A 3,124-nucleotide genomic window follows, 5' to 3' on the forward strand; every position below is an offset into this window, starting at 1 on the left:
AGTGTTGTTCGAAGTTTTTTAGGGCACATTGGTGGATGCCTTGGCACTAGGAGCCGAAGAAGGACGTTGTAGCCTGCGATAATCCTCGGGGAGTTGGCAGACGAGCTGTGATCCGAGGGTCTCCGAATGGGGGAACCCAGCCGAAGTCATGTTCGGTTACCCGCGCCTGAATGTATAGGGCGTGTGGAGGGAACGTCGGGAAGTGAAACATCTCAGTACCGACAGGAAGAGATATTCCGTGAGTAGTGGCGAGCGAAAGCGGATGAGGCCAAACCGTATGCGTGTCAAGCTGTCAGGCGTTGCGTGTGCGGGGTTGTGGGACCTTCTGGGAAGATCTGACAGTCTTCCGGCCAGTCAGAAAGCTGTGTCATAGTCGAACCGGGTTGAATACCGGACCGTAGTGGGTGGGAGTCCCGTAGACGAAATGGCGTGGCCTGGTGGAGGGGATCCCAAGTAGCACGGGGCCCGTGAAATCTCGTGTGAATCTGGCAAGACCACTTGCTAAGCCTAAATACTACCTAGTGACCGATAGCGGACAAGTACCGTGAGGGAAAGGTGAAAAGTACCCCGGGAGGGGAGTGAAATAGTACCTGAAACCGTGTGCCTACAATCCGTCGGAGCCTCCTTGGTAGGGGTGACGGCGTGCCTTTTGAAGAATGAGCCTGCGAGTTAGTGCTCGGTGGCGAGGTTAACCCGTGTGGGGTATCCGTAGCGAAAGCGAGTCCGAATAGGGCGACCATAGTCGCCGGGTCTAGACCCGAAGCGAAGTGATCTAGCCATGGGCAGGTTGAAGCGCCGGTAAGACGGCGTGGAGGACCGAACCCACCAGGGTTGAAAACCTGGGGGATGACCTGTGGTTAGGGGTGAAAGGCCAATCAAACTTCGTGATAGCTGGTTCTCCCCGAAATGCATTTAGGTGCAGCGTCGCGTGTTTCTTACCGGAGGTAGAGCTACTGGATGGCTAATGGGCCTCACCAGGTTACTGACGTCAGCCAAACTCCGAATGCCGGTAAGTGCAAGCGCGGCAGTGAGACTGCGGGGGATAAGCTCCGTGGTCGAGAGGGAAACAGCCCAGATCACCGGCTAAGGCCCCTAAGCGTGTGCTCAGTGGGAAAGGATGTGGAGTTGCACAGACAACCAGGAGGTTGGCTTAGAAGCAGCCACCCTTGAAAGAGTGCGTAATAGCTCACTGGTCAAGTGATTCCGCGCCGACAATGTAGCGGGGCTCAAGCACACCGCCGAAGCCGTGGCACTCACACGTTAGCCCAGCACCAGACTTGTTCTGTGTGTTCAGGTGTGTGGGTGGGTAGGGGAGCGTCGTGTGGGCAGTGAAGTCGCAGGGTGACCTAGCGGTGGAGCCTACACGAGTGAGAATGCAGGCATGAGTAGCGAATGACGGGTGTGAATCCCGTCCGCCGAATGACCAAGGGTTCCAGGGCCAGGTTCATCCGCCCTGGGTAAGTCGGGACCTAAGGCGAGGCCGACAGGCGTAGTCGATGGACAAGGAGTTGATATTCTCCTACCGGCGAAGTACCGCCCATACCGAGCCCGGTGATACTAACCACCCCGAGCCAGCATCGACACCTTCGGGTGTCACCGCTGGGGAGGCGTGGGACCTGATCCGGTAGTAGGTAAGCGTGTTAACAGGGGTGACGCAGGAAGGTAGCCAGGCGTGGCGATGGTTGTCCACGTCCAAGGTTGTAGCCCGTCCCATAGGCAAATCCGTGGGGCATGAAGGGTGAGAGCTGATAGTGACCGCTCACGCGGGAATCTGGTGATCCTATGCTGCCTAGAAAAGCCTCGACGCGAGGGACTAGCCGCCCGTACCCTAAACCGACTCAGGTGGTCAGGTAGAGAATACTAAGGCGATCGAGAGAATCGTGGTTAAGGAACTCGGCAAAATGCCCCCGTAACTTCGGGAGAAGGGGGGCCTGAACCGTTAACCCACTTGCTGGGGGACGCGGGGAGGGCCGCAGAGACCAGGGAGAAGCGACTGTTTACTAAAAACACAGGTCCGTGCGAAGTCGCAAGACGATGTATACGGACTGACGCCTGCCCGGTGCTGGAAGGTTAAGAGGACGAGTCAGCCGTAAGGCGAAGCTCAGAATTTAAGCCCCAGTAAACGGCGGTGGTAACTATAACCATCCTAAGGTAGCGAAATTCCTTGTCGGGTAAGTTCCGACCTGCACGAATGGCGTAACGACTTCTCCGCTGTCTCAACCGCGAACTCGGCGAAATTGCACTACGAGTAAAGATGCTCGTTACGCGCAGCAGGACGGAAAGACCCCGGGACCTTTACTATAGCTTGGTATTGGTGTTCGGTGCGGTTTGTGTAGGATAGGTGGGAGACTGTGAAGCCAGGGCGCCAGCTCGGGTGGAGTCATTGTTGAAATACCACTCTGATCGCTTCGGATGTCTAACCTCGGTCCGTGATCCGGATCAGGGACAGTGCCTGGTGGGTAGTTTAACTGGGGCGGTTGCCTCCTAAAATGTAACGGAGGCGCTCAAAGGTTCCCTCAGCCTGGTTGGCAATCAGGTATCGAGTGCAAGTGCACAAGGGAGCTTGACTGTGAGACCGACAGGTCGAGCAGGGACGAAAGTCGGAACTAGTGATCCGGCGGTGGCTTGTGGAAGCGCCGTCGCTCAACGGATAAAAGGTACCCCGGGGATAACAGGCTGATCTTGCCCAAGAGTCCATATCGACGGCATGGTTTGGCACCTCGATGTCGGCTCGTCGCATCCTGGGGCTGGAGTAGGTCCCAAGGGTTGGGCTGTTCGCCCATTAAAGCGGTACGCGAGCTGGGTTTAGAACGTCGTGAGACAGTTCGGTCCCTATCCGCTGCGCGCGCAGGAAACTTGAGAAGGGCTGTCCCTAGTACGAGAGGACCGGGACGGACGAACCTCTGGTGTGCCAGTTGTTCCGCCAGGAGCACGGCTGGTTGGCTACGTTCGGAAGGGATAACCGCTGAAAGCATCTAAGCGGGAAGCCTGCTTCGAGATGAGGTTTCCAGACACCCCTTGTGGTGTGAGAGGCACCCAGCAGACCACTGGGTTGATAGGCCGGATGTGGAAGACAGGACTAACGACTGTCGGAGCTGACCGGTACTAACTGCCGATAACTTCA

Annotated in this window: 1 rRNA gene; it reads left to right on the forward strand. The window is 57.0% G+C overall.

Going from position 1 to position 3,124, the window contains the following annotated elements:
• The first annotated feature begins 7 nt into the window (after positions 1–7).
• Positions 8–3,124, forward strand: a 23S ribosomal RNA gene (locus AB0F40_RS27395).

Source organism: Promicromonospora sp. NPDC023987, from assembly GCF_040639055.1.
In the GTDB taxonomy this organism is placed as follows: domain Bacteria; phylum Actinomycetota; class Actinomycetes; order Actinomycetales; family Cellulomonadaceae; genus Promicromonospora.